Origin of the sequence: Variovorax defluvii (genome assembly GCF_039541515.1) — a bacterium.
Lineage (GTDB): Bacteria > Pseudomonadota > Gammaproteobacteria > Burkholderiales > Burkholderiaceae_C > Variovorax > Variovorax defluvii.
Genome location: NZ_BAABGJ010000002.1, coordinates 1 through 25,351, shown reverse-complemented (window position 1 = coordinate 25,351; position 25,351 = coordinate 1). Strand labels below are relative to the sequence as shown.

Annotated in this window: 15 protein-coding genes and 1 rRNA gene; 12 read left to right on the top strand and 4 right to left on the bottom strand. The window is 70.6% G+C overall.

What is annotated here, in order from left to right:
• Nucleotides 1-12: 12 nt before the first annotated feature.
• A complete protein-coding gene (locus tag ABEA07_RS01475) occupies nucleotides 13-201 on the bottom strand; it encodes a hypothetical protein (RefSeq protein ID WP_345535414.1) in 189 nt (62 codons plus the stop codon).
• Nucleotides 202-366: 165 nt separating this feature from the next.
• Here ABEA07_RS01475 and ABEA07_RS01470 point away from each other — a divergent pair, with 165 nt between their 5' ends.
• The 3 genes from ABEA07_RS01470 (at nucleotide 367) to ABEA07_RS01460 (ending at nucleotide 2,642) form a co-directional block, all read left to right on the top strand.
• Nucleotides 367-681: a thrombospondin type 3 repeat-containing protein gene (locus ABEA07_RS01470; protein ID WP_345535413.1), complete on the top strand. Its 315-nt coding sequence runs from the start codon at nucleotides 367-369 to the stop codon at nucleotides 679-681.
• A 192-nt stretch (nucleotides 682-873) separates the two neighbouring features.
• Entirely contained in the window at nucleotides 874-2,328 is a 1,455-nt protein-coding gene (locus ABEA07_RS01465) for a DHA2 family efflux MFS transporter permease subunit (RefSeq protein WP_345535412.1), read from the top strand.
• A gap of 80 nt (nucleotides 2,329-2,408) precedes the next feature.
• Complete coding sequence (locus ABEA07_RS01460) at nucleotides 2,409-2,642, top strand: hypothetical protein (protein WP_345535411.1); 234 nt, start codon at nucleotides 2,409-2,411, stop codon at nucleotides 2,640-2,642.
• Here ABEA07_RS01460 and ABEA07_RS01455 read toward each other — a convergent pair.
• The gene (locus ABEA07_RS01455) at nucleotides 2,639-3,868 is read right to left on the bottom strand and encodes an NAD(P)/FAD-dependent oxidoreductase (protein WP_345535410.1); all 1,230 of its coding nucleotides are present in this window, start codon (nucleotides 3,866-3,868) and stop codon (nucleotides 2,639-2,641) included. The genes ABEA07_RS01460 and ABEA07_RS01455 overlap by 4 nt on opposite strands.
• 111 nt (nucleotides 3,869-3,979) lie before the next feature.
• Here ABEA07_RS01455 and ABEA07_RS01450 point away from each other — a divergent pair, with 111 nt between their 5' ends.
• From ABEA07_RS01450 to ABEA07_RS01440, 3 genes are read left to right on the top strand one after another with little or no spacing between them, the layout of a single operon-like run.
• On the top strand, nucleotides 3,980-4,651 hold the full coding sequence (locus tag ABEA07_RS01450) for a glutathione S-transferase family protein (RefSeq protein WP_345535409.1): 672 nt from the start codon (nucleotides 3,980-3,982) through the stop codon (nucleotides 4,649-4,651).
• Between the two features lie 35 nt (nucleotides 4,652-4,686).
• A complete protein-coding gene (locus ABEA07_RS01445; RefSeq protein ID WP_345535408.1) occupies nucleotides 4,687-5,565 on the top strand; it encodes a hypothetical protein in 879 nt (292 codons plus the stop codon).
• The gene (locus ABEA07_RS01440) at nucleotides 5,562-6,473 is read left to right on the top strand and encodes a RibD family protein (RefSeq protein ID WP_345535407.1); all 912 of its coding nucleotides are present in this window, start codon (nucleotides 5,562-5,564) and stop codon (nucleotides 6,471-6,473) included. The genes ABEA07_RS01445 and ABEA07_RS01440 overlap by 4 nt, the downstream gene beginning before the upstream one ends.
• An 18-nt stretch (nucleotides 6,474-6,491) precedes the next feature.
• On the opposite strand, the gene ABEA07_RS01435 is transcribed toward ABEA07_RS01440, so the two are convergent.
• A complete protein-coding gene (locus tag ABEA07_RS01435; protein WP_345535406.1) occupies nucleotides 6,492-7,835 on the bottom strand; it encodes a WD40/YVTN/BNR-like repeat-containing protein in 1,344 nt (447 codons plus the stop codon).
• Between the two features lie 533 nt (nucleotides 7,836-8,368).
• Between ABEA07_RS01435 and ABEA07_RS01430 the strand changes: the two genes are divergently transcribed.
• The 6 genes from ABEA07_RS01430 (at nucleotide 8,369) to ABEA07_RS01405 (ending at nucleotide 25,065) form a co-directional block, all read left to right on the top strand.
• Nucleotides 8,369-10,882 (top strand): hypothetical protein, encoded by a 2,514-nt coding sequence (locus ABEA07_RS01430; RefSeq protein WP_345535405.1) that lies wholly within the window; start codon nucleotides 8,369-8,371, stop codon nucleotides 10,880-10,882.
• Complete coding sequence (locus ABEA07_RS01425; RefSeq protein WP_345535404.1) at nucleotides 10,879-14,364, top strand: DUF6603 domain-containing protein; 3,486 nt, start codon at nucleotides 10,879-10,881, stop codon at nucleotides 14,362-14,364. Before ABEA07_RS01430 ends, ABEA07_RS01425 begins: the two co-directional genes overlap by 4 nt.
• 23 nt (nucleotides 14,365-14,387) lie before the next feature.
• Nucleotides 14,388-17,204 carry a hypothetical protein gene (locus ABEA07_RS01420; protein ID WP_345535403.1) on the top strand — a complete coding sequence of 939 codons (2,817 nt, stop codon included), beginning with the start codon at nucleotides 14,388-14,390 and terminating at the stop codon, nucleotides 17,202-17,204.
• Nucleotides 17,205-17,208: 4 nt separating this feature from the next.
• Nucleotides 17,209-21,756: a hypothetical protein gene (locus ABEA07_RS01415; protein ID WP_345535402.1), complete on the top strand. Its 4,548-nt coding sequence runs from the start codon at nucleotides 17,209-17,211 to the stop codon at nucleotides 21,754-21,756.
• A 9-nt stretch (nucleotides 21,757-21,765) separates the two neighbouring features.
• Complete coding sequence (locus ABEA07_RS01410; protein WP_345535401.1) at nucleotides 21,766-23,766, top strand: hypothetical protein; 2,001 nt, start codon at nucleotides 21,766-21,768, stop codon at nucleotides 23,764-23,766.
• Between the two features lie 171 nt (nucleotides 23,767-23,937).
• On the top strand, nucleotides 23,938-25,065 hold the full coding sequence (locus tag ABEA07_RS01405; protein ID WP_345535400.1) for a DNA topoisomerase IB: 1,128 nt from the start codon (nucleotides 23,938-23,940) through the stop codon (nucleotides 25,063-25,065).
• A 65-nt stretch (nucleotides 25,066-25,130) separates the two neighbouring features.
• On the opposite strand, the gene rrf is transcribed toward ABEA07_RS01405, so the two are convergent.
• A 5S ribosomal RNA gene (gene rrf, locus ABEA07_RS01400) occupies nucleotides 25,131-25,243 on the bottom strand.
• Between the last annotated feature and the right edge of the window lie 108 nt (nucleotides 25,244-25,351).

Genomic DNA, 25,351 nt, shown 5'->3' with positions numbered 1-25,351 from the left:
TTCAGGCGCTTCTCACAGCCCTGCAACCCATTTGAAGCCGACGACCAGCCCGGCGCCCAGCAACACACCGATCAACAGCCGGCCCCAGCGAATGACCGGCCCCGCCTTGTGTTCCAGCGGCAGGTAACGTGATATCGGGCTGAAGGCGGTGTCGGGCTTGTCTCGTGCCCAATCGTGAAAATTGTCGCGATCTGTATTCATGTAATACATTCTAGGTACACGTCAACAGATTTCACAACGCGGCCGTTTATTTTTGGCCCTCCCGTCAGAAGCTTCACACAGCCATACAAGATTTCGCCGGCGGCTTACCGACGCTTCACACAAGGGGCGCACGATGCACCCATCGCCCAACCACGAGGAGCTCGCATGAACAAGACCGCTTTCGCTCTCGGCGCCGCTGCCCTGCTGTCGCTCGGCACGCTGGCCATTCCGGCACAGGCCTACGACGGGAGAGACCGGTACGACAACCGCGTGATCGTCGTGCCCGCCCCGCCTCCGCGCGTCTATCACGCGCCGCCCCCGCCGCGCTACCACGGCTACGACGGGCGGCACTATCACCACCGCCGCGGCTATCGCGACAACGACCGCGACGGCATCCCGAACCGTTACGATCGCGATCGCGACGGCGACGGTGTGCCGAACTACTACGACCGCCGGCCGAACAACCCCTACCGGTACTGAGCCCGACCCGGCGCCCTGGGTGGCGCAACATCTCCGGAGGGATGTGGACAGCGTCCATCGCCTCTGCTAAGGTTTGTGTACACCATCCACAAACCAGGAGATTGACATGCCGCTTCCCCACGGTAGCGACCTCGTTCATCGCGCCACCGCCGTGGCGCCCGTGCAGTGCCAGCCCGCCGAGTGATGGACGACATGCACCACCAACCCATCGAGGGCCGCAAGCGCTGGCTGGCCTTGATGGTCCTGTGCCTGGGCGTGCTGATGATCGTGCTCGACACCACGATCGTGAATGTCGCGCTGCCCTCGATCCGCACCGACCTCGGCTTCAGCGAGACATCGCTGGTCTGGGTCATCAACGCCTACATGCTCACCTTCGGCGGCTTCCTGCTGCTGGGCGGACGGTTGGGCGACCTTTACGGCCACCGGCGCCTGTTCCTGGCCGGCATCACCCTGTTCACCCTGGCTTCGCTGGCCTGCGGGCTGGCGACTTCGCAGGCCCTGCTGATTGCTGCGCGCGCCGTGCAGGGGCTGGGCGGCGCGGTGGTTTCGGCGGTCTCGCTGTCGCTGATCATGAACCTCTTCACGGAGCCGGCCGAGCGCGCCAAGGCGATGGGCGTCTACGGCTTCGTCTGCGCCGGGGGCGGCAGCATCGGCGTTCTGCTCGGCGGGCTGCTGACCCACGCGCTGAGCTGGCACTGGATCTTCCTGGTCAACCTGCCCATCGGGGCCGCGGTCTACGCGCTGTGCGTCGCGCTGCTGCCGCGCATGCCGGGCCACGCGGCCGGCGAGCGCCTCGACGCGGGCGGCGCGCTCACGGTCACGGTGTCCCTGATGCTGGCGGTTTATGCCATCGTGAACGGCAACGAGGCCGGCTGGACCTCCCCCCGCACGCTGGGCCTGCTCGGCACCGCGGCCCTGCTGCTGCTGGCCTTCATCGCCATCGAAGCCCGGGTGCGCCATCCGCTGATGCCGCTGCGCCTGTTCGCCTTGCGCAACGTGGCGGTGGCCAATGTGATGGGGGTGCTGTGGGCGGCGGCCATGTTCGCCTGGTTCTTCATCTCCGCCCTTTACCTGCAATTGGTGTTGGGCTACAGCCCGATGCAGGTGGGCCTGGCTTTCCTGCCGGCCAACCTGATCATGGCGGCTTTCTCGCTCGGCCTGTCGGCCCGGCTGGTAATGCGCTTCGGGCACCGTGGGCCACTCGCCTTCGGCCTGTTGCTGGCGGCGGCGGGATTGGCGCTGTTCGCGGGCGCGCCGGTGGAAGGCCGCTTCCTGCTGCACGTGATGCCCGGCATGACGCTCCTCGGGCTGGGCGCGGGGATCGCGCTCAACCCGATGCTGCTGGTGGCGATGAGCGACGTGGCGCCGAGCGAATCGGGCCTGGCGTCCGGCATCGTCAACACCTCTTTCATGATGGGCGGCGCGCTGGGGCTCGCGGTGCTGGCGAGCCTCGCGGCCGCTCGGACCGACAGCATGGCAGCCGCCGGCGCGAGTACTGCGGCTTCGCTGGTGGCCGGCTACCAGCTCGCCTTCATGGTCGGTGCGGCCTTCGCCGCCGTGGCGGCGGTGCTGGGCGCGCTGATGCTGCGTTCGGGCTCGCAGGCCTCGGTGGCGGCGCAGTCGGCCGGCGCCCCGCATCCAGGCTGAGCGAGACCCGATGTAACCGCCGCGACGATCGAACTTGGCCTACAGAAATCGCCTGCGGCGGCGACCACGATGAATGGGCTATGAAACATCCTCCTCTCAAGCTCACCATCGACGAAGCCGCGCCCGGCGCCTTCGTCTGGACCCTGCTGCAGACCGACGACGGCGGCGCGCCGAAGAAGGTCATGAAAGCAGCCGAAGACAACTACGACAGCTACGAAGCCGCCCTCGCCGCCGGCACCCGCGCCATGGATGCCGAGCTGCGCAAGAGCGCGGCCACCGACCAGCGCAAGCAGCTCATCGCAGCCCGATCCTAGGCGAGGTGCGTCTTCAGTGGCACGGCGGGGTCCGCGGCCACCGCCGGGTCGGGGCTGCGGCCGGCTTCGAGCAGTTTGCGGCTCATCATGTGGTCCACCGGTGCGTTGACCGATTCCACGCAGCGCAGCTGGCCGTCCACGTAATGCAGCAGCGAGAAGGAAGCCGCGTTGGCGCCGGGCCGGCGCACCATCTGCTCCCCCGGCGTGCCCGATGCGGGGACCAGCCCTGCCATCTGCAGCCGCAGGACGCCCTGGTCCGACCAGAACCACGGCACGGCATCGTGCGGCCGCGCCGCGCCGGTGAGCGTGGCGACCGCGGTGCGTGCCTGGTCGTTGGCGTTCTGCACCGATTCCAGCCGGAGCGACGGCCCGCCGCGGCGATCGGGAAAGCGCGTGCAGTCGCCCACCGCGAGCACGGCCTCGTCGCTGGTCTGCATGTAGGCATCGACGACGATGCCGTCGGCGCACTCCAGCCCCGCAGCCTGTGCGAGCGCAGTCTCGGGCACGGCGCCGATGCCCACCATCAGCAGGTCCACCGGCAGCGCCTCGCCGTCCACTTCGATGGCTGCCAGGCGCTGGCCTTCGGTGCGCCATTCGCCGGTCTTCGCGCCCACCCGGATGCCCATGCCCGCCGCGCGATGGGTCGCCAGCACATGCTCGGAGAGCGCCGGCGATACGGCTCGCGCGAGCAGGCGAGGCGCGCTTTCGAGCACGGTCACCTCCTTGCCCAGCGCCAGTGCGGTGGCCGCCACCTCCAGGCCGATGAACCCGCCGCCCAGCACCGTCACCCGCTGCGCCGCGGACAGCATCGAGCGCAGCTGCGCCGCTTCGTCCGCCGCGCGCAGCAGGGCGACGTTCGACAGGCCCACCAGCGCCGGCAGCCGGCGCGCGCGCGTGCCGGTGGCCAGCACAAGGCGATGCCAGCCGAGCACGGCGCCCGACCGCAGCGCGACGGTGCGCGCCGCCCGGTCGATGGACAGGGCCGGATCGCCCAGGTGCAGCGTGATGCCGGCCTCCGCATACCAGGCCTCGGCGCGGTGCAGTTGCGGCGTCTCGTCAGGGCTCTTGAGGAAGGTCTTGGACAGCGGGGGGCGGTGGTAGGGGATGCAGTCCTCCTCGCACACCAGGTGCACGCGGGCGCCTTGTCCCGCTTCCGCCAGGCCGGCGCAAAGCTGTGCGGCGGCATGGCCGCCGCCGATGATGACGATGTCTTGGCTTGAGCTCATGGACTGGGATTCTCCACCAGGCATGCAGGCGACTTCGTCCCCTGCGGCGGCGACGCCATCGGGTGCGACCCTCGGTGTGGATGCAGTCCGGGCCGCTAGAGTGGCGCCATCATGGTCCTTCTCTACCACTGCGTCAGTGCCCGCTCCTTCCGCCCGCTCTGGATGCTCGAAGAGCTCGGCGCGCCGTACGAGTTGCGCATGCTGCCCTTCCCGCCGCGGGCCCTTCAGCGCAGCTATCTCGAGATCAACCCGCTGGGCACCATTCCCTTCCTCGTCGATGGCGACACGCGCATGACCGAGTCGGCCGCCATCTGCCAATACCTGGCCGAGCGCCTCGATCCGCAGAACCTCCGGGGCCTGGCGGTGCGTCCGCAGGAGCCGGGTTTCGGCGCCTGGCTCAACGGCCTGCATCAGGGCGAAGCGACACTGACTTTTCCGCAGACGATCGTGCTGCGCTATGCCCATTTCGAACCCGACGGGCGCAAGCTGCCACAGGCGGCGGAAGACTATACGAAGTGGACCCTGGCACGGCTGCGCTGGATCGACGCCGTGCTGCAGACGCATGACTTCCTGAGTGCGGACCGCTTCACCGCCGCCGACATTTCGGTCGGTTACGCGCTGATGCTGGGCGAACTGCTGGGCCTTCGGCCGCAGTGGCCGAAAGCGGTTGCTGCTTACTGGGCCCGGCTGCAGCAACGGGAGGGCTTCCAGCGCGCCCTCGAGGCGCAGCGAGCGGCGGCGCTGGCGCAGGGCGTCTCGCCACAACACCCGCTGGGGCCTTGAGGGCCACAGCCAGGCCTCCTGTCACGGTCGGCACCATGGACCTGCACCACCCGCTGATCCAGAGCCTCGCGCTCCCGCTGCTCGTCGCCTTCATGGTGACCGGCATGCTGCGCGGCGCGCTCGGCCCGGTGCAAGGGCGGCGTTGGGCCGCGGCCGGCGCGGCACTGGCCATCGTCGGCACCGCCGTGTGGCAACTGGGCTGGCAGATGCCGCCCGGCACGCTCACCGAGCGGCTGCCGTGGATCTACGCGGCGGCGGCGCTGCTGGGCCTGGTGCTGGAGGCGCTGCACGCCGGCCGGCGCACCGAGTGGCTGGCCGCCGGCATCCTGTGGGCCCTGGTGCTGGCCGTCCTGCCGACGCGTGCGCTGCCGCTGCTGCTCGGCATCTGGTTGCTGGGCCTGGCGGTGCTGAGGGCCGTGCTGCGCGAATACGCGGCGCGCGCCGACGCGGCCGCGGTGCTGGTGCTGTCCAGCCTGGGCCTGGCGGCGGCCGCGATGATGGCCGGCTCCGCGTTGCTCTTCGAACTGGCGCTGGCGCTGGCTGCCGCGGTCGGCGGCTGCGCGCTGTGGCTCTGGCCGATCGTGCGCATCGCCTTCGGTGCGAGCGGCGCCATCGTCGCCGCGCTGGCCTGGCTGAGCCTGATGCAGGCCACCGCCGTGCTGACGGAAGCGCGGCCCCTGACGCTGCTGCTGCTCGCGGGCGCCTTCACCGCCGGCCCGCTGGTGCGCTGGATGCGACGCCGCCTGCAGCGCCCCGCCGCACCGCCCGGCCCGCGCGCCAGGACCTGGGTGGAACCGCTGATCGTGGCCCTGGTGGCCGCCCTTTGGGTCGCGGCCGCGCTGGCGCTCGCCGCATGGGGTGGCCCCGGCCTTCCGACCGGTACCGACGACCCTTACTACAAGCCCAAGTGGTGACTGCCTACGACCCCCCTGCCTTCACGACCGCCCCGCGCACCTTGCCCGGCGTGGACGCACTCTGGCCGCTGTGCCTGGCCATCGCGCGCCATCGGCGCGGCAACGGGCCTGCGCCCGAGCCCGATGCGGCCCGGCGCTTCCGGCACCAGGGGTCGCAGGGCTTCGTGCTCGATCCGAAGGCGTGGCACCCCGAGGCGCTCGAACTCTTCTCGCTGCTCAAGCCCTTGCTCGACCACCCGCCCGAAGGCCCGGCCTGGGTCATCGGCCAGCTGGGCCAGAGCCTCGACGGCTGCATCGCCACGCGCGGCGGCGACGCAAACTTCGTGAACGGCCCCGAGATGCTGGTGCACCTGCACCGGCTGCGCGCCCTGAGCGACGCGGTGATCGTGGGCGCGGCGACAGCCGCCATCGACAACCCGCAGCTCACCACGCGCCGGGTGACGGGCGAGCACCCGGTGCGCGTGCTGATCGATCCGTCGCTGCGACTCGCGCCGACGCTGCGTGTGTTCACGGACGGGCAGGCGCCGACGCTCCTGGTGTGCGACGCGGTGCGCGAGGCCGAGGCGGCCGCACTGGTCGGGGCCGATCAAGTCCTGGGCGTGCCCGGCCTGCTGAAGGAGGACAGCAGGCTCGACCTGCCGCTCCTGCTGCATGCGCTGCAGGAGCGCGGCTTGCGCGTGCTCTTCGTGGAGGGCGGCGGCGTCACCGTCTCGCGCTTCATCGCGCAGGGCTGCATGGACCGGCTGCACCTGAGCATCGCGCCGGTGCTCATCGGCAGCGGCCGCCCCGGCCTCTCGCTGCCCGTGGGCATGGTGATGCGCGACTGCCCGCGTCCGCCGGCCACCGTGTTCCGGATGGGGGCGGATGTGCTGTGGGATCTCGACTTGCGGCCAGCGTCAAGGCTTTGAGCGTGCCGCGGATGGCAGCTATCGGTGTGCCGGACTGCCCTGATGGCTCAGCACGTTGAACATGCCCCCGCCCACGTATTGCAGTTCGATGCCGTCGGCTGCGGTGCCGCTGACCGAACCATCGACGCCCGGGGTGGTCGTGGCGACGGAGGTGTAGATCCACCCCCCATCGACCACGCCCACCATCTTGCTGCCGTCGGCGGAGGAGGCGACCGAACTCCAGGCTCGATCGGTTTCGCGTGCTGTCCAACTCACGCCGCCGTCGTCCGACGTGTAGATCTGGCCGCCGGCCACCGCGGTCACGAGCCTGCTGCCGTCGGAGGAGGAGGCGGCCGTCTCTTGCCATGGTCGACTGGACTCGCGCGCGGTCCAATTCGCGCCGCCGTCGACGGAGGTGTAGATCTGACCGCCGTACACCCCTGCCATGAGCTTCATGCCATCGGCCGATGAAGCCACCGAGTACCAGTCCTGAGTGGATTCATGGGCGGTCCAGCTCACACCGCTATCGGCCGACGTGTAGATCTGGCCGCCCCACTCCACTGCCACCATCCTGCTGCCGTCGGCAGAGGAAGCGACCGAGCTCCAATACCGATCACGATCACAGGGCGCATTGGGCCCCGTGCACCGAGTCCAGTTCTCGCCGCCGTCCGTCGAGACGTGGATCCGACCGGTGAACTCCACCGCCAACAGGCTGCGACCGTCGGCCGAGGACGCCACTGAAGCCCAATCCCCGATGGGCCCATGTGCAGACCAGCTCACACCGCCGTCATTCGACGTTTGGATCGGATTGAACCTGTCCAACGCGACCAGTTTGCTGCCGTCAGCCGAAGAAGCCACGCCATACCATCCACGATCGGTCGCGCGTGGGATCCAGGTCGCACCACTGTCGGTCGAGGTGTAGATCCGACCGCCCCAAGCCGACGCCACCAGCTTGCTGCCGTCGGCCGAGGAGGCTACCGATGCCCAGCGTCGATCGGAGTCGCGCGCTGTCCAGACGGCACCAGCCATGCCACCCAGCTTGTCGGCGTACACGGCCTGGCCCGGGTTCTGCGCGATCTTCCAGCCTCCAGCGCCCCCACCCTTGACGCGCACCAGGGCGCCGACGTCCGGATTGGCAGGCAGGGTCAGCACCACCTGCGCCGCATCGTCGCGAGCGATGTAGCACATGTTGGACTGCGCCTGGACCGTTGTGCCGGTCGCGTCGACCCAGCCGTCGGAAGCGCAATTGCAGATGTAGCTCGTGCTGCTGATTTCCTCCGCGTCCAGCACGCCATTGGCATTGCTGTCCCGTCCCGTCATGACCTTTTTGCCGCCATAGCCGCAGTTCGCCCCCACCGCTTCGCCGTCGACGCTCGTCAGCATGGCCGGCTCGTTCGGAACAGCGGGGGCAGGCACGGGCGCGGGTTCAGGTGCTGTTCCCGGCTCAGGGCGGGGCGCAGGTGCGGGGGCGGTGTAGAGGCCTTGTGCAGCCCAGAGCGCAGCCACGGCCGCCCATTCGGCTCCCCCGCTGCCGCCGCCACCGCCGCAGGCGCCGAGCAAAAGGGACATGAACACTGTGGAAATGAAGCAATGGAAGGTTCGCATCGCGGCATGGTGAGAAATCTCGCCTGCCCTGCGTGAGAATCGTCAGCTTTCGCGACAAACAACCTGCGGCTTGCCGGCAAGACGCCGCCCCAGTGGCCTCGCGCCTCCCTACACCCTTCGCCATATAGGCCGTCCGCCGGCTTGAATTCCCCTGGGCCCTGCGCCACGATGGCGCCCTTCGGTCAGCCGCGCCGCCCCAGAAGCAGCGCGCCCTAGGAGGCTCGATGAGACTGCGCCTTGCCGCCCGCGCGCCGGGCCTGCGTCCGTCTGCGCCAGCCCGGCGCACCACCCGTTGAAGACGGGCGGCGCCCATGGCCTGGCAATCGCTCGCCGCCGCCCTTCCCTCGCTGCCGCGCGTGCTGTGCGGTCCGATCCTGCGCAAGGTGGCGCCGCGCACGGTCAGCGTCTGGCTCGCGACACGCATCGGCTGCGAAGTCACGCTCACGGTGCTGGATGCGCCCGAGGCGCTCGGGGCGACGCGCGCCAGCGGCCGGCGCCACACCGTCGCCCTCGGCACGCAGTTGCATATCGTCTGCGTCACGGCCACGCCGACGAGCGGTTCGCCGGACCTGGTGGAAGGCGTGGTCTATCGCTACGACCTGGCCTTCGCCTTCGATGACAACCAGGCGATGAACCTGGCCGAGGCGACCGGCACCACCACCCTGCCCGCCGCCTTCGCCTACGTGCCCTTCGGCCTGCCCAGCTTCTGCCTGCCGCCGGCCTCGCTCGACGACCTGCGCATTCTGTGCGGCTCCTGCCGCATCCCGCACGGCAACGGGCGCGACACCTTTTCCATCGGCGACAAGCTGATTGCACAGGCCGCCGCCAATCCGCTGGCCCGGCCGCACCAGCTGCTGCTGACCGGCGACCAGATCTATGCGGACGACGTGGCGGCCTCGCTGCTCATGGTGCTGTCCGACGCCGCGCACGTGCTGCTGGGCTGGCAGGAAGAGATTCCGTTCGACGACGCCGGCAACAAGGCCACGGTCGACAAGCTGCTGCCCTACCTGCGCCGCGAACCGCTGGAGAAGGCGGGCTTCACTTCCGAGGACCTCGATGGCCAGTTGATCTCGCTGGGCGAGTACCTGTGCATGTACCTGATGGTCTGGTCCGATGTGCTGTGGCCTGCCGACATGCCGAACTTCGGCGACGTGACGAAGGCCACGCGCGCGGTGCTGGGCGGCGACGCCGACGCGATGAGCCGCTGGTTCGGCCAACGCACGAAGAAAGGCCAGCACTTCGGCATGGACCGCGACGCCGTCAAGATCGACCTGTTCCGCAAGGACCTGAAGGACGTGCGGCGCATGCTCGCCAACATCCCGAGCTACATGATCTTCGACGACCACGAGGTGACGGACGACTGGAACATGACGCGCGACACCTGCAGCTCGCTCTACGGCCATCCGCTGGGGCTGCGCCTCGCGCAGAACGCGCTGGTGGCCTATGCGCTGTGCCAGCACTGGGGCAACGTGCCGGAGGTGTTCGACGATGCGGCGCCCGGCGCGCCCAAGCCCCCGGGCAAGGCCCTGCTCGAACTCGTCGACGGCATCGTCAGCGACAGTGCCTACGAGAGCAAGGGGGCCGCGCTGCGCACGCTGGTCGGCGTGCACGAAGAGGCCACGCTCGCCACGCGCCCCGCCAACGCGGTGTTCCACGACGAAGGCTCGCTGCTCTACCACTACACGGTCGAGGGGCCGGGGCACCAGGTGATCTTCACCGACTCGCGTTCGTGGCGCGCCTTTCCCAACGGCCGCGTGGGCGGCGGCGTGCTCATTCCCGCCGAGCAACTGGCGCTGCAGATCGGCGGCACGCCGCCGACCGGCGAGCGCATGCTGATCGTGGTGATGACCACCAACGCGCCACCGGTGGAGGCGATCCGCTCCGCGGCGCGGCACGACCTGGTCGCCAACATCTTCGAGCACTACCCTGACGTGTACGAGGCCTGGGAGCTGCCCTCGCTGCACTTCGACCGGCTGATGGTGAGCCTCAGCGACAAGCTGCCGCTGGTGAACGGGCAACGCACCGGCGCGCTGGCGCTGGTGTCGGGCGACGTGCATTTCAGCTTCGCCTCGCGGCTGCTCTACAAGGCGACGACGCGGCTGGAAGACATCACGCCCCAGCCGGTGAAGGCGGTGATTGCGCAACTGGTGGCCAGCTCGTTCCGCAAGGAGACGGGCAACACGCTCGGCTTTCAGCGCAAGGGCTACGACTTCGCGCCCAACTGGATCGCCTGGCTGCTGATCCCGAAGACCACGCCGCAGGGCTACGTGGGCTGGAACACCGCTGTCGGATCGGGCAGGAAGGTGGGCCAGGGCGGCCTGGCCGCGGCCGGCGGCTTCGTGCCGCTCTACACCCTCACGCTCGACCAGCCGACGTTGGCCACCGCGCCGGACGGCTGGGTTCTGGGCAACGCGGTCGATCCGCAGACGCCGCCCGACTACAGCTACCGGCTCGACTACCTCACGCCGCCCGAAGTCACGGTACCGGTGGACACCACGCCCATCCCCCTGCTGCCCGCCGGCGCCACGCCCGACCAGCGCAAGATGGCCGCCGAGGCGCTGCGGCTGGCCGCGGCCAAGTACCGCATGCTCAACGCCGGCGGCGCGGTAAATCGCGTGATCGGCACCAACAACTTCTGCGAGATCAGCTTCGACTGGCACCCGAGCAACGTGGCGCTGCGCCGGCTGCACCACACGGTGCGCTGGCGCAAGGACAAGGATGGCGAGATCCAGCTCAGCGACTACGTGGTGCCGCTCGATCCGGACGACGCCGCCTTCCCCGAACTCGTGCCGCGCCAGATGGCGTCTGCAGCGCCGCCACCATGAGCGCGAACCTCTTCGACTCGCTCTCGCGCGGCCTGGCCGCCCTGCTCGACCCCATCCTGCAGGTGGTGGACGAGCCGGCCCGGCTGCAGCGGCTGCTGGTGACGCTGGGCGTGCCGCCGAACGCCGAACACGACGCCTTGATCGATGCGCTCTCCGCCGTGGCCGAGTTGCGGCGGCGCATCGAGGTCCTGGCTGTGCAGCAGACGCCTTCGTTCGAATCCATCGCGGCCGTCCTCGATGCCGCCGCGCAGGCCGTCGAGTCCCTGCAGCGGCTGGAGCAGCAAGGCCCGCTCGCCGCCCTCGAAGGCCTGGGCCGCGAGCTGGTCGACCTGCTGGTGATGGGCTTCCTCGAGAACCGCGTGCCCGCCGCACGCCCCGCAGCCGCCTTGCTGACGCTGCTGGAACCCGGCGACGAACGCCCGCCCAGCGAGCCGGTGGTGCGCGACGGCCGCCTGGTGCGCGACAGCTACCGGCTCGACCGCTGGCAGCTCGGCCGCCTGCCCGCGCTGCTGAAGGACCCGATGGCCGTGCTGCGCGCCGAGTACGGCAACCCCATGCAGACCGAGGCCGATGCCCATGCGATGGCCGGCAAGCTGTTCCCGCGCCTGGCCCGCCTGCTGCGCGCACTGGGCCTGAGCTGCCGCTACGGCGTCGAGCCCTTCGAAGTGGCCGCCCTGGGCGATGCGGCGGCATTGATGTCGCACGCGCTGATCGTGTACGTGGACGATCCGCTCTATGGCGCCAAGGCCGAGTCCGGCCTGGTGCTCTCGCTGTCGGCGGCGCAGCAGGGCGACCTGGGCCTGGTGATCAGCCCCTTCGGGAGCATCGCGCTGCAGGACACTGCCGGCCCGTGGACGCTCGCGGCCGAGTTCGGCGCGGGCATCGATGTCGTGGCGTGGGGGCGCCATGGCGTGACGCTGCTGGCCAGCCCTGGCACGGTGGAAGCGAAGGGCAGCGCATCGGCCACGCTCGCGCCCATCGACGCGCAGCCGCCGTACGTGATGGGGCAGCCCGACGGCGCACGCATCGAAGTGGTAGGCGCGCGGCTGGCGCTGGAGTTCGCGCTGTCGGAAGACCGCGCATTGCTGGCGATGTCGGCGGACGTGCAGAAGGCGACGGTGGTCATCGCTTCAGGCGGCGGCGACGGCTTCCTCGACGCGATCCTGCCGAGCGGCGGTCTGCGCGCGCAGGGCGACCTGGGACTGGCTTGGTCCAGCGACAAGGGGCTCACGCTGCGCGGCAGCGCGACGCTGGAGGCCTCGGTGCCGGTCGGCCTGTCCGTCGGCGGCGTCACCTTGTCCGCCCTGAACCTCGCGATCAAGCCGCAGGAGGCCGAGGTGGTGGCGGAGGTGTCGGCCAGCGTCGCGGCCTCGATCGGGCCGCTGAAGGCGGTGCTCGACCGCATCGGCATCGCCGGTCGCCTGGGCTTCCCGCCCACGGGCGGCAACCTGGGCGTGGCGAACCTCGCGCTGGGCTTCAAGCCGCCCGGGGGCGTCGGGCTGTCGGTGGAAGCGGGCGGCGTGCTGACCGGCGGCGGCTTCCTCTTCCACGACGAGGCGCAGAAGCTGTACGCGGGCGCGATGCAGCTGTCGCTGCACGAGACCATCACGCTCAAGGCCTTCGGGCTGATCGCCACGCAGATGCCCGACGGCCGGCCGGGCTTCTCGATGATCGTGTTCATCACGGCCGAAGACTTTCGGCCCGTGCCGCTGGGCATGGGCTTCACGCTACAGGGCATCGGCGGCATGGTGGCGGTCAACCGCAGCTTCGACCAGGACGTGCTGCGCGCCGGCCTGGCCAACGGCACGCTGGCCAACTTGTTGTTTCCGCGTGACCCGGTCAGCAATGCGCCAGCCGTGATCCGATCGCTGGCCAGCGCCTTCCCCGCGCTGCGCGGCAGCTATCTGCTGGGCCTGCTCGCGCGCATCGGCTGGGCCACGCCCACACTGGTGCAGCTCGACCTGGCGCTGATCCTGCAGTTCGGCGCGCGCTCGCGGCTGCTGGTGCTCGGCCGCATCAGCTCGATGCTGCCCTCGCGCGACAACGACCTGGTGCGCCTCAACCTCGATGCGATGGGCGTGCTCGACTTCGACGAAGGCACCGCCGCCATCGATGCGGTGCTGGTCGATTCGCGCCTGGCGCACAAGTTCGCCCTGACCGGCGCCATGGCCCTGCGCGCGCGCTGGGGTGCGGGGCCGGGCGCCGGCTTCGTGCTGGCGGTGGGCGGACTCAACCCGCGCTTCGCGCCGCCGGCCCCGCTGCCGCGCCTCGACCGCATCGCCATCGCGCTGTGTTCGGGCGACAACCCGCGCATCACCTGCGAGGCCTATTTCGCGATCACTTCCAACACGCTGCAGTTCGGTGCGCGGGCGCAGTTGTACGCGGCGGCCTATGGCTTCAGCCTGCACGGCGACATCGGCTTCGACGTTCTGATCCAGTGGGTGCCGCTGCACTTCCTGGCGGACTTCCATGCCTCGGTGCAGTTGAAGCGCGGCTCGAGGAACCTGTTCAAGGTGTCGCTCAAGGGCGAGCTGGAAGGCCCGCGTCCGCTGCGGGTGAGCGGCAGGGCCTCCTTCGAGATCCTGTGGTGCGACTTCTCGGTGCGCTTCGACAAGACGCTGATCGGCGGCGAGAAGCCGCCGCTCCCGCCTGCGGTGGACGTGCTGGCCGAGTTGCACAAGGCGCTGGGCACGCCGCAGAGCTGGACCACTCTGGCGCCGCCTCATGCCAGCCACGGCGTGGCCCTGCGCAAGCTGACGACAGGCGGGGCGGGTGGGCCGATCGTGCTGGACCCGCTGGGCCGCGTGGTGGTGAAGCAGCAGGTGGTGCCGCTCAACACCGCGCGCGATGTCGACATCTTCGGCGGCGCGCCGGTGACGGGCGCGCGGCGCTTCGAACTCCAGGCCACGCTCAACGGCCGGCCGCAGGGGGCGACGGCGTTGCGCGACCAGTTCGCGCCGGCGCAGTTCTTCACGATGAGCGACGACGAGAAACTGGCCGGCCCGTCCTTCGAGGTGATGGATGCCGGCCTGCTCTTCGGCAGCGACGAGCTCAGCTTCGATGCGGCGGAGATCGTCGGGGCGCCGCTCCGGTACGAGCCGATCGTCATCGACGACATGAGCCGGCCGCCGCCGAAGGACCCACCCGCGCGGCCGCCCTTCTTCATCTCCTTCGCGCAACTGCATGCGCTCAGCGCGACGGGTGCCGCGGCGCGGGCGCCGGTGCGCGGCGTCAGCCTGGCGCGCTTCAGGCGGCGGGCGGAAGCGGACGATGAGCCGCATGTGGCGGCCGTGGCCGCAGCGCCGCCGCCGGGCGTGCGGATGCAGTCGCCGCGCTGGGCCATCGTGCCGCTGGCCGACGGCGCGCCGATCCCCGCCGATGGGACGCTGCACACCTGGAGCGAGTACCGCGCCAGGCTTGGTGCGCTCAACCGCGGCGGTGCGCGCTGGCAGGTCGTGCCACTGCACGAAGTGCAGGGCTGACAGGTCACAGGCCATAGGACGCGATGCCACCGATCGACACCCCCGCCCGCCTGAGCCTCCTGCCCTGGGTGCGGCAGGGCGCGCCGTCCAGCATCACGCGCACCGATTCGCTCGGCCCGGGGCAGCCGGCCGTGGCCGATCTCCCGGCCGTCCTGTCCGTCAACGGCAGTGCCGCACCGCCCGTCACCGTGCGCCTGCGCGGGCCGGCCGACGTGGTCGGCATCGACACCCACCAGGTGGTGCGCCGCGAGCCGCGCCCGGGCAGCATCGACTTCGAGCCCAACTACTTCGCAAGCATCGAGTTCGACCGGGCCGACTTCCCCTGGCTCTTCACGCCCGCGCGTGCCGATGCCACGGGCAGGCTGCGGCCCTGGCTCTGCCTGGTCGTCGTGCGGCGGCAGGATGGCGTGACGCTGGGCGCGGCGCCCGATGCGCCCTGCACCCTGCTGCAGATCGCGGCCCCCGCGCAGCTCGCGACGGAGCTGCCGGACCTCGACGAGAGCTGGGCCTGGGCGCATGCCCAGGCCGCAGCGGCCGACGGCAGCGCGGCACAGGTCGGCAAGGCGCTCGCCGGATCGCCGGCGCTGTCGCTGTCGCGCCTGCTGTGCCCGCGCATCCTGGCCGCCGACACGGACTACGTCGCCTGCGTGGTGCCCACCTTCGAACTCGGGCGCAAGGCGGGGCTGGGGCTGCCGATCACGGATGCGGAACTGGTCGCCGCGAACGCGCTGGCGCCGGCCTGGTCGTCGGCCACGCGGCTGCCCCTGCGCCTGCCCGCATACCACCATTGGGAATTCCGCACCGGGCCCGGCGGTGACTTCGAATCGCTGGCACGCCGTCTGAAGCCCCAGCCCGTGCCGGAGGGACTGGGGCGCCGTCCGATGGACATCAGCCGACCCGGCTTCGAACTGCCCGCCACCTTTCCGGCGGGCGCGCAGCTGGGCCTCGAAGGCGCGCTGCAGCCGATCGGGACACCCGATGCCCCCGCGCCCTGGCCGCCGGGCACCGAGGCGCCTTTCCAGGCCGCCCTGGCCGAGATCGTCAACGGCCCTGGCCTCGAGGAAGCGGCCGACCCGAACGCGGACCCGCTGCTCGCGCCCCCGGTCTACGGCCGCTGGCATGCGGCGCGCGCCACCGTGGCGCCCGGCGTGCCGAAGTGGCTGGACCAGCTCAACCTCGACCCGCGCACGCGGGCCGTCGCCGCCTTCGGCACGCGCGTGGTGCAGGAGCACCAGGAGGCGCTGATGGCCGCCGCCTGGGAGCAGGCCGCCGACCTCCAGCAGGCCAACCAGCGCATGCGGCAGCTGCAGCTCAGCCTGGCCGTGGGCACCAGCCTGCACACGCGCCACTTCGTGGCGCTCGGCGCGAACGCGCTGCTGCGCGTGGGCGCGCCCGCGTTCGCGCGCATCCGCACGGCCGAAACCATGCCCACGGGCGAGACACTGACGCGCACCCTGGTCGCACGCATGGCCGACAAGGCCGTGCCGGTCGCCGCCACCAGCCCCGCGATGCGGCGCATCGGCCGCGAGCGCGGGCCCCTCACGCGGCGCGTCGCCGCGCAGGGCGTGGCGCGCTCCCCCGCGCGCAACTGGGTGGCGATGCTCAACCTCGGGCTGGTCTTCGACGCGCCGGCGGCCACCGACCAGGCCACCGTGAGTGCGGTGCGTGCCCGCCTGCCGTCGAACATCACGATCCGGCCGTACCGCGAGCTCACGAAGGTGCTGATGGAGGGGCTCTCCGGCCGACCCAACTTCCAGGTCATGCCCGAGGGTGCCCCGATCAACGTGCCGGCCGTCGTCATCATGATGGCGTTGCCCGACAGCCCCTCGGCCCACCATTTCCGGCAGGCCGCGAGCGAGCACCTGGGCCGCATCAACCCGGGCCGCTTCAAGATCCTGCGTGGCCCGCCGGTGGCCATGGCCCTGGACGAGCTCAAGACCACCGTGCTCGCGCAGACCCGCCCGCGCGAGACGCTGGTGGCGCTGGCGCGGGCCGCCGTGGCGGTGGGCGCGGGCGCGCTGCCGCCGGTCGACACGCCAGCCAGCGCCGCGGTGGGCATCGACACCATCCTGGCCGCGCCGCGTTTCGCGCAGCCCATGTACGAGCCGCTGCGCGACGTCTCGCAGGACCTGCTGCTGCCGGGCCTGCAGACGGTGCCGGCCGACAGCGTGATCGGGCTGGAAACCAACCGCCGCTTCGTCGAGGCCTACATGGTCGGGCTCAACGTGGAGATGGCGCGCGAGCTGCTGTGGCGCGGCTTTCCGACCGACCAGCGCGGCACCTGCTTCGACCAGTTCTGGGATGTGCGCGGCGCGGCGCAGCCGCGCCCCGACATCGCGCCGCTGCACCAGTGGGCCGACCGGCCGCTGGCCGATGCTGCGACTGCGCCGGTGCGCGAGCAGTTCGTGATGCTGATGCGCAGCGCACTGCTGCGGCGCTACCCGAATGCGGCGATCTTCGCGGTGCCCGGCATCGTCACGAACGGCGTGCGCGCACCGAGCGAAGATGCGGCCGCCGAGCGGCAACCCGCCTTCCGCGGCAGCCTGGAGCCGGACGTGTCCTTTTTCGGCTTCGACTTCTCTGCCGAGAGAGCCACAGGCAAGGATGGCGGGGCCGGCTACTACATCGTGATCCAGGAGCATCCAACCGAGCCGCGCTTCGGGCTGGACGAAGACACGCCGACCGGCGGCGCCAGCCACCTCGGTATCGGTGCGGGCCCGCCGGCCGGCCTGTCCACCGAGGGCCTGCAGTGGGGACGCAACGCGGCGCACATGGCCGGCATCGTGCGGCAGTTGCCGGTGCGCATCGCGATCCACGCATCGCAGTTGGTCCAGCACTGAGAACATGGGCACCTCGAACGTCTCCGGCAGCACCTTTTTCCGCAGCGGCATGACGCTCGCGGCAGCCACCACGACCACGGCCGCCGCGCCGCATCCGCCGCAGTTGCCGGCGCTGATGGGCGAGCGCCTGTGCGCCAGCGACCGGCCGCTGGCGCTGCTGCCCGTGCGGCTGGAAACGCGCTTCTTCGCCCAACCCGACGGCAGCAGCGAGCTGCGCGTGCGCATCTACCCCGACAAAATCCACCTCGATTCGCACGAGCCCGAGCTGATGCCGGGCGAGCAGGAATGGGGGCGGCACTACTGGGAGCAGGACTGGCGCGCCGGCGCCGACACGGCCGCACGCGCCGATGTGTGGCGCCAACTGGCCGACCGCTTCGGCGCGGCGCGCGCGGCGTGGATCGCTCGGATGCTGGCGCCGCTCAACGCATCGCAGCGGCCCGCCTCGCCCGTGCCGGCGGCGCAGCCCTTGCCCGATGCGCCGCAGTGGCCAGCCGTCGCGGTCGTCGACGACGGACAGGACGCGGCCTGGCGCCGACCGCCGCTCGCGCGCCTCATGCCCGCGCACTGGATCGCGATCGTGCAGTCGGGCGGCCTGCCGGTCATCGCGGTGCGCGGCGGCCCAGTGCGGACGCCGCTCGCGGCCGGACCCGATCCGCGCGCACCCGCGGCGGCAGTGGCGGCGGACCAGCTGGCCGTCGACGAGGGCATGCGCTGGATGGTCGACTTCGACGCCGCCGAGCAGGCCGGCATGGCGCTGCGCATCGCGGTCCCCGCGCCGCTGCTCGCCGCCGGTCTCGACAGCCTGTTCGTGCTCGGGGCGGCGGCGACGGACGCCGAGAGCACTGCGACGGCGCTGGCCGAGCTGCTCGATGCGCATCACTACACCGACGGCGCCGGTTTCGTGCGAACCGGCACGCCGACCAACAACACGGCCGACCGGCGGCCCGACTATGCCTCGTCCGACCCCGGCCAGGCCCGGAGCTTCGCCACCGAGGTGCAGGCCGACCCCGCCATGCTCACCACCGCATCGAACGCCAGGCGCCTGGGCCTCGCGCTCGGTCTCCCGGCCGAGAGGATCGCGCCCGTGCTCGGCCGCCTGCCAGGCGCTGCCGCGCAGCCCGACGCCGACATGCGCGCCATGAACACCACGCTGTGGCCGGTGGGGTGGGGCTATTTCCTGAGCAACCTCGCCGGCCCGGAAGGCAGCGGGCTCACGCCGGCGCACATCGACTGGGCGCGTTCGCATTTCCTCGACCACGTGCGCAGCGCCGGCCCTTTCGCCGCACTGCGTCTGGGGCGCCAGCCTTACGGCATCCTGCCCGTGACTTCGCTGGATCAATGGCGCCCGCGCGCTACGGAAGAAGATGCAATGGCACGCGACCGCTGGCTGCAGAACATCCTCCTGCAGCTGCGCGACACGGCCTGGCGGCCGCGGTTGGGCGATGCGGCCCGCGTGGGCCGCCGGCAGCCGCCCGACCCCGATGCCGACCTGGCCGACGTCATGCGCACCGACGCGGTCTCCAGCAGCTACGGCACGCGCGTGGTGCTGGGCCGACACTACTTCCAGCACCTGCGGGCCTTCCTCGGCGAAGACCTGCAGGGCAGCGGCTTCCTGGCCATGCAGGACGCGATCGCGACCGGCCTGCTGGATCGCCTCGGCTTTCCGTGGCGGCCTCGCATCACGCGCGCCATCCATGCCGAGCTGGACTTCCCCGTCGGCGCACCGCTGGTGCAGGCCGGCGAGGTCTCGCCCTGGCACATGCTCGAGCCGGACTACATCGCCGCTCTGCTCGCGCAGCGCAGCATCGATACGCTGACCTCGATGCGGCCCGACCCGGCCGATCCCGCCGCCGGCGCGAGCCTGTTGCAGACCCTGCTGCGCCATGCGCTGCTGCGAGAGCTGGCACAGGCGACGGCATTGATCGCGGCCGGCCTGCCCGGCCACGATGCCGCGATACTGATGCGCGATCCCGAGCTGGTGGACCTGGTCGCCGGCGCCGCGCCGACCCTGAGCTGGAAGCGGCAGCTCGAACTGAAAGTGCCGGCGGTGACGGGCGATCGCACGATCCGCGAGTTCCTCGAGGCGGCGACGGACTTCGCACAGCCGCCGCTCGCCTCGCTGGGCGCCTTCCGCGACGGCCTGGCCTGGCTGCGCACCCTCGACAGCGAGGCGCTGCAGTTGCTGATGCAGGGCACGCTGGATCTGAGCGCGCATCGCCTCGATGCCTGGATCAGCTCCTTCGCCACCAAGCGCCTGGCCGCGATGCGCGCCGCCGCGCCCGAAGGCATCTATGCGGGCGCCTACGGCTGGGTCGAGAACCTGCGGCCCACGCCCGCCGCGGCCGCGAGTCCCGTCGCGCCCCCGCCCGGCGAGAGCGCTCCGCTCGTCGCGATGCCGAACGACAGCGGCTTCATCCATGCGCCCTCGACGGCGCATGCCACTGCGGCCGCGCTGCTGCGCAATGCCCACCTCGGCGCCGGCGGCGTGCCCCAGGAAGGCGGCCCCTTCGCCATCGAGTTGAACTCGCGCCGCGTGCGGGAAGCCGCGCAGTTGCTCGAAGGTGTGCGCCAGGGCCAGCCGCTCGGGGCTTTGCTCGGCTACCGCTTCGAGCGCAACCTGCACGACATGGGGCTGGACCGCTTCGTCGCGCCGCTGCGCGACTTCGCGCCCCTGGTGGGCGGCAAGCTGGAGCCCAAGACCCAGCCCCTGGAATCCATCGCCGCCCACAACGTGGTCGACGGGCTGGTGCTGCACAGCCGCTGGCGCGAGGACGGGCGGCCCTTGCGCTCCCTGTTGCTGAGGGCCGGTGCCGGCGATGCCGAACTGGACAAGATGACGCGCGAACTCGACGCGCTGGGCGATGCCATCGATGGCCTGGGCGATGCCCTCACGGCCGAGACCGCCTACCAGATGGCGCGCGGCAACACCTCGCGCGTCGCCAGCACACTGGCGGCGATCGCCCATGGCGATGCGCCCGCGCCCGAACTGGAGGTGGCCCGCTTCCCGCGCAGCGGAATCGCGCTCACGCACCGCGTGCTGGCGCTGTGGAGCGGCAAGCCCGCCTCGACCACGGGTTGGGCCGCGGTGTCGAGCTCCGCGCGCGCCAGCGCAGAGCCGATGCTCAATGCCTGGGCGGCGAAGCTGATGGGCGATCCGCGCAAGGTGCGCTGCACCGTCGACAGGCTCGACGATGCGGGCGCGGTGGTGCAGACGCTGGTGCTACGGCTGAGCGAGCTGCAGCTCGCGCCCATCGACGTCGTATACGGCGTGGAGCCGGCGGCGGGTCACCGCACAGCCGAGCGCGCGCCAGACGACGTCGAGCAGCGGCTGCTGCATCTCGCACGCACGCGACCGAATGGCTTCGGCGCAGCGGCCCGCCTGCGCGTCCGGCACGTGCGTCCGGACGACCTGGCCGCCGGCGAGCTGAGCTTGCTCGACGTGCTGGAGCAGGCCCGCGCGCTGCGCCGGCTGCTGGCAGGTGCGCGCGCCGCCGATGCGGAAGACCTGAATCCCCCCGAACGCGCGGGCGCCGGCACGCTGGATCTCTCCGAGCTGGAAGCCCGCGTGCTGAAGGCCGAGAAGGCGTTGACTACCGCGCACAAGGCGCTCGACACGCTGGTGAAGCAAGGTGCGGACAGCAGCGCCGAAGGCCTGCGCGCAGCCTTGCTCAAGCTCGGCGGCTTCGGAATGTCGCCGACCGTGCCTGTCATCGCCCCCGGCGAAGAAGCAACGGCACGCGACGCGCTGCGGCAGCAGGCGGCGGCCGTGCTTCAGCAGAGCCAGCAACGGATCGCGCGAGGCAGCGGATTGCGCAGCGCGCCGGCCGCCACCGAACTTCGCGCGCGGCGTGAACAGTTGCTGGAGCGTCTGCGCGCCGTCTTCGGACCCGGCTTCGTCGTCCTGCCCCGATTCGCCTGCGATGCTGCCGGCGGCGCCGAGCTGGCCGACGCGCTGGCTGCCCAGTCTGGCACGCTGGACGACGACGTCTTCGCGCCCCACACCTGGTTGGCACGCAGCGCACGTGTGCGCGACCCGGTGGCGCGCCTGTCGGCCTGCCTGCGCGGCGCGGAGGTGCTGAACACCGGGGAGCGGACGAACCTGCGCGTGGCACAGCTGCCCTTCGTGCGCGGCGAACGCTGGGTCGCGCTGCCCTGCGACCCCGACACCGGGCCGCCGGCGGGCAAGCTCTCGCTCTTGCTGCACACGCCGACCACCTTCGACACCGCGCAGACGCTGTGCGGACTGGCCGTCGACGAGTGGGTCGAGGTGGTGCCGAGCCCGCGCGAGACCACGGCCATCACCTTCCAGTACGACCCGCCCGATGCCTGCGCGCCGCAGAGCGTGCTGCTGGCGGTGCCTCCTGCGCCGGACGAGGACTGGACCATCGCGGGCGTCTGGCGGGTGCTGGCCGAAACGCTCGACCTGGCCAAGCTGCGGGCCATCGATCCGGAGGCGCTGACCAACACGGCGCAGTACCTGCCGGCGCTCTACCTCGCCTTCAACGCGAAGGACGATGCCGTATCGACCGACGCCGCCGCCTTCATCCGCTAGGAAACCGTGATGGCCATCAAGCCGATCAAGCCGCTCCCACCCATCGCGCCGGCGCCGCGTCGACCCCGCGAGCCCATGGAGCCGAGAGAGCCGCCGGAGCCACCCGAGCCGCCGCCACCGCGCCCGCCACCGCCGCGCCCTCCGCCGCCCCCGCCGCAGCCGGTGCCGCCTCCTCCCGCCGGGCCCAGCAACGCCTCGATCACCAGCTGGACACGGCTCGAACCGCACTGCCGCGACGAGGCCATGGCCAGCGGGCCGGGCGCGCGCGTCTTCGATCCGCTGTGGCTGCTCGCGCGGCAGTGGCAGGTGGGCGAGTTCCAGGCCGAGGACACCGGCTCGCCGGTGCACGCGCGCGTGCGTGCCACCTCGGCCATGCTCTCGTGCTGCTGGCTCGGTGAGCTGAAGCACGACACCCAGGTGCAGGCACCGCGCTACGACCCGCGGACCATGCCGCTGGAGGTCCAGGTCGAACGCCGGCCGATGCGGCCGGCTGGGCCGGACGACGCCCGCATGCTGACGCTGGCGGTCGAAGCCGGGCTGCACTTCCTGCGCATGCTCGACGCACAGCCGCTGTCGAAGAGCTATCGCGCCGCCATGGTCAAACGCTTTGCGCTGGCGCCGCCGCCCCGGCCGGCGGAGGCTGAGCCCCTGGACGAGCAGACCGCCCTTTTCCTTCAGACGATGGCAGGACGTGCGCCCGATGCGCGCCGGCTGGCGGCCGCTTTTCGCAGCGGCGGCGCGGCCCAGGTGGTGCTGGAGCCGGCGCTGAAGATCGCGGTGGCCGATCGCGCCGAAGTGCAGCAGGCCGCAGGCGCCTGGCTGGCCTGGTATGACGGGCTGGTCCACGAACCTGCAGCCGCACCCGATGCTTCGGGTGACCCGCCTGAAGCACCCTTCGAAGCGTGGCAGCCCTCGCGCCTGGAGTACGCCGTCTCCGTCGCAGGCCGGCTGTCCGAGCGGGCCGCGGATGAGATCGCGCTCACCGCCGCCGAGTACGACGACGGCCGGCTCGACTGGAGCAGCTTCGACCGCAACATCGAAGTCCGCATGGGCACGGACAGCGATCGAGATCACGACCTGCATGCCATCGTCGAAACCACCGTGCCGGCGCCGATCGTCTTCGAGGGTGCGCCGGCCGCGCGCTTCTGGGAGATGGAGGATGCGCGGCTGGCCTACGGCCTGTTGCCGGTGGGCGCCACCGACCTCGCCCATCTGCTGGCGATCGAGTACGCGGGTGGCTGGGGCAACGACTGGTTCGTCGTGCCGCTCACGGTGCCCGTCGGCTCGCTGACGCGCGTGGACTCGCTGGTCGTGACCGACACCTTCGGTGTGCGCAGCCTGCTGCGCCCTCTTGGCGACCCGGCCTTGCCCAAGCCGCACTGGGGCATGTGGCAACTGGCCTGTCTGCGGCGCGCGGGTGAGGCGCTCACCGATTGGCCGCAAGCCAACCTGTTTTTTCTGCCGCCCTCGCTGGGTCGCACCCTGGAGGGCAGTGCGCTGGAAGAGGTGGTGCTCATGCGCGACGAGATGGCCAATCTGGCGTGGGCCATCGAGCGCAGCGTCGAGGGCCCGCTGGAGGCGGCCGTGCGGCGGGCGGAAAACCAGGACCCACCTGCGTCGCAGGCACCCGCAGCCGGGGGGGCGCCACCGCGCTACGTGCTGTCATCGACCGTGCCGCCGCACTGGATTCCGCTGCTGCCGGTGCAACTCATGGAAGAAGGCCGGCGCGTGCAGCGTCTGCAGCGTGGGGCCGTGCTGCAACCCGACGGCGCCAGGAAGACCCATCCGGCCCAGGGTACGGTGCTCAATGCGGGAGCACGGCTGTTGCTCTACGACGAGGAAGTGCCGCGCGAAGGCGCGCACGTGACGCGCAGCCGGCGCATGGCGCGCTGGATCGATGGGTCGAGCTGGCTTTGGACGGCCTTTCGGCGGCAGGTCGGACGGGGTGAGGGGTCGAGCGGGTTGCGACTGGACCAGGCGGAAGACGGGAGCGGCAACGCGCCGCCCTAAACATCGCGCAGCCTCATGGAGGATGACGATTCGTGCGCTCGCTCGCCGATTGCACGGCGAAGAGACGGCTTCGCACTCGCGGCGCGCCCAGCGTCCTACAGCCGGACAAGGCCGCGGCAACTCGCGAGCGCAGCTTCGCAAATTACGGTGTAGGTTCATCTCGACCAAGCCATGCCAGCTTCCGAAGGCACCCGTCCCACCCCGCTCGCCAACGGTCTCGTCTACGTCGACCCGGCCATGCCCGGATTGCGCCGCATCAAGCACGGCGCGCACTTTCGCTATCGGGATGTCGAAGGTCGTCCGCTTCGCGACGCCAGCGAAATTGCGCGCATCCGCCGCTTGGCGATTCCGCCGGCGTACTCAGACGTGTGGATCTGTCCGCTGGCCAATGGCCACCTGCAGGCGACCGGCATCGACGCGCGGGGGCGCAAGCAGTATCGCTACCACACCGAGTGGCGGCTATTGAAGGATGAAACAAAGTTCGAGCGTCTCGAACTGTTCGGCCGAGCATTGCCGAAGATTCGCGCCCGCGTCGTGCGCGATTTGCGCGCTGGCATGAAGGAGCGGTCGCCTCAGCGGATCACGGTGCTCGCCACCATCGTGCGCTTGCTGGATGTCACCTTCATGCGCGTCGGCAACGAAGAGTACGCAAGCACCAATCGGTCCTATGGGCTCACGACCTTGCGGAACAGGCACGTCGACGTCCGTGGCGCTTCACTGAAGCTGCGCTTCCGTGGCAAGAGCGGGATTCTTCACGAAGCACAAGTCGATGACCCTGTTGTCGCTCGCGTGGTACGGCGATGCCAGCAATTGCCGGGCCAGGAATTGTTCCAGTACCAGGGTGAGGACGGTCAGGTGCGCAACGTGTCGTCGACCGACGTCAACGATTACCTTCGAGAGGCGGCGGGCGACAACTTCACGGCCAAGGACTTCCGTACCTGGCACGGCACCGTGCAAGCGCTTGAACTCACACGGCTGGCATGCGGCGCTGAGGGTGCGGATGTTGAGGCGAGCACGCGCTACAACGCCAGGGAAATCCTAGCTGCGGTCGCGAGCCAACTCGGGAATACGCCCGCTGTCTGCAAAAAGGCATACATCCACCCGGCGGTTTTGGCGCTCGGCACAAAGCTGGCGGCGGATGCTGGAGGAATGACGGAAATCTGGGCGGAGTTAACAGCACGGAATAAAGGTATACGCCGGCTGTATGCGGCCGAGGCGCGCCTGCTGGCGTTCTTACGAAACCATCGCCTGGAAGCCAAGCGTATCCAGCGCCGCCAAGAAAAGCGTGGCGAGGTGTGAGGCGTGCGTTAAAAAACAAAAAGCCCGACCGTGTTTGGTGGTCGGGCTTTTTGAGGGCTGTAAGAGCCTGACGATGACCTACTTTCACACGGGAACCCGCACTATCATCGGCGCTGAGGCGTTTCACTGTCCTGTTCGGGATGGGAAGGAGTGGGACCACCTCGCTATGGTCATCAGGCATAAAAAGTTGCTGTCCTGGCTTGGCCAAGACGGCGAATTCATAGAGTCTGGAATCAGCTTTTGTTTGATTGCGTCACTTGGCATAACAACCTGATCGACTGATCAA